Raw genomic sequence first — 2,877 nt, forward strand, 5'->3', positions numbered from 1 at the left:
TAGCGGTGTTGGTGTCGGCGGTGTTGGTGTTGGCGGTGTTGGTGTTGGTGTTGGTGTTGGCGGTGTTGGTGTTGGCGGTGTTGGTGTTGGCGGTGTTGGTGTTGGCGGTGTTGGTGTTGGTGTTGGCGTTGGCGATGTTGGCGTTGGTGTTGGCGTTGGCGATGTTGGCGTTGGTGTTGGCGTTGGTGTTGGCGATGTTGGCGTCGGTGTTGGTGTTGGTGTTGGCGTGTCATTGTCGGTAATGGCGACAGTGACAGGCCCGATCGCAATTCCGCTATATTTCCCGTCGGTACTTGTTACGGCGTGACTGATTGTACCTGTGTGAGTACCTTCTACAACTGTGTCGTCCGCCGCAGTCACAGTCACAGTTTGGGCAATATTCCAATTAGTGCTGTCGAAGGTGATGGGGGCGATCGCACTTATTTGATTCCCCCCGTCAAAGCTGACTGTTACCTGCGCTGTTGGCTGCGAATTTAGCTGAAGTGTATAACTTTCCGTTGCACCGCCTTCTGCTGCTGTGGTACTGGTGGGATTAACGGTAACGCCGACTGTATCGCTGTCGCTGTTAGTAACGCTGACATCGGAGGGATTGAAATTGTTGTAATTGCTGTCTGTACTAACAGCAGCCTCAGTAACAATAGTGTAAGCAATATCACCGTCAGCGATATTGTCGCCAACACCTGTCACCGTTACCGTCTGCGCCTGATTCCAGTTATTGGGAGTGAAACTTAAGGTATTAGTAGAAACTGTTCCTTCTGCGGGATTAGAACTGCTTAAAGCTACCGTAACAGGTGCCGTAGGTTGAGTGTTGAGGACAACACTCAAATTAGCCGTACCTCCCGCTTCTGTTGTAGTTAATCCTGCTGTGGGATTAACGGTAATGCCGGCAGTTTCGTTGTCGCTATTCGTAACGCTGACATCGGCAGGATTGAAATTGCTGTAATTGCTGTCTGTACTAACAGCAGCCTCAGTGAAAATAGTGTAAGTTTGAGTGCCGTCAGCAATATTGTCGTCAACGCCTGTTACCGTTACAGTTTGCGGCGCACTCCAATTGGCAGGAGTGAATGTCAGCGAGGGTGTAGAAACTGTTCCCTCGGTAACATTGGAACTGCTTAAGCCAACAGTCACGTTAGCAGTTGGTTCAGAGTTGAGTTGGACAGTAAATGTTGCTGTTCCTCCTGCTTCTGTGGTACTTAATCCGCTATCGGGATTGACTGAAATTCCAGCAGTGTCGTCATTAATAATCGTAGTTGTAGCAGTAGCAGTACCAATTGTCGAACTGCCGCCGGGAAAACCGCCATCAGGCAATGTGACGGGATTAGATAGAGTGACGGTAATAGTTTCGTCTGGTTCAACGCTACCATCACCCAACACATCTAGGGTGACAGTTTTCGATGTTTCGCCAGAGGCAAAATTAATCAGGCCAGTCGTACTTGTTGCGCCAGAAGTGCCGATATTATTGTAATCGCTGCCGTTGGTTGCAGTGCCACCAATTGCATAATTGACAGTACCTCCTGAATCAGTACCGCCACTGCGACTAACAGTAAATATCAGCGGATTTGTGCCGGAGTTGCCTTCAGGAACAGTACCAGCACTAGCACCAACTGTGTAAATAATCGGATCGTTAGCAGGAATTGTTAAGGTAGTTTCAGAGATTGTACCTGCAAACCCTCCCCCTCCCGGACTCGTACCAAAACTCAAGACAACTGCTTCATTCATTTCTGCAAGGTTGTCTGGTTTAATAGTGACAGCTATATTTTGAGTCGAACTGCCACTACCTGCGGGAAAAGTAAGAGTATTAGTAGAAAGAGTATAATCGGCACCTTGAGTAGCTCGTGAGGTGCCAGCAGGAACGGGCAAGACAGTTGCGATCGGTACAATCAAGTCAGTAAAGCGCAAACCGTCTTCGACATTCACAGGAATATTAACAGTCGCATCTGCGTCTCCTTCAAGACTGCTGTACGCAGAATTAGCAAAACTTGCTTTCAATAGCACATTCAACAGAATTGAAACTCTGTTACTGTTGGTATTTGCGACAGCAATATCTGGTCTGGTATCAGAATTAAAATCTCCAACCGCGATCGCGCTCGGATTCGTTCCCCCAGTATTATAATTAAACGGCCCGTTAAACGTTCCTTGACCGGTGCCAGTTAAAATTGAAACATCATTAGAACTGACGTTCGCTACAGCTAAATCGGGTTGACCGTCAGCGTTGAAATCACCAACGGCAATATCATCAGGATCTACCCCAACATTAAAGTTAGCAGGATTGCTAAAAGTGCCTTGGCCTGTCCCTGATAAAATTGATACGTTCTGACTGCCTGTATTGGCTACAGCCAGATCGGATCTGCCGTCAGCGTTAAAATCTCCAACTGCGATCGCGCTGGGACTTGTGCCGACATTCAAGTTGGTTCGATTGCCAAAAGTGCCTTGACCCGTACCGAAAAAAATAGAAACGCTGTTAGCGGGACTCCTGTTAGTGGCAACAACATCGAGATTGTTGTCGCCGTTAAAATCTCCGATCGCGATCGCTAAAGGGTTGGTTGCAGTCCCCACATTGTTAAAATCACCAAAAGTTCCTTGACCATTGCCTAAAGCAATAGAAACTTGGTTGTCTTCTGCCACAACTAAGTCAGCCAAGCCGTCTTGATTAAAATCTCCCGCAGCGATCGCCTGTTTAGTGATGCCGGGACCAAAGTTGTTAGGATTGCTAAAGTTGCCTTGCCCTGTTCCTAAAAAGACATAAGCCCCTCCTCCTATATCGCCGCCAATTGCTACCGAGACAGCTAAATCGGGAAGCGAATCCAATACGGTTCAGTTAAGAGCTATGCAGTGCTTAAAACAATAAATACAGGAGGATTCATTATTATTCCAGTA

1 protein-coding gene is annotated in these 2,877 nt (G+C 47.5%); it reads right to left on the minus strand.

The genetic code is table 11. From position 1 onward, the window contains the following. Positions 1-2,808 (minus strand): FG-GAP-like repeat-containing protein (locus QUA57_RS24810; protein ID WP_333064260.1); only part of this gene is annotated, 2,808 nt, incomplete at its 3' end. Positions 2,809-2,877: the final 69 nt, after the last annotated feature.

The sequence above is a fragment of the Microcoleus sp. Pol7_B2 genome (assembly GCF_036701035.1).
GTDB lineage: Bacteria > Cyanobacteriota > Cyanobacteriia > Cyanobacteriales > Microcoleaceae > Microcoleus.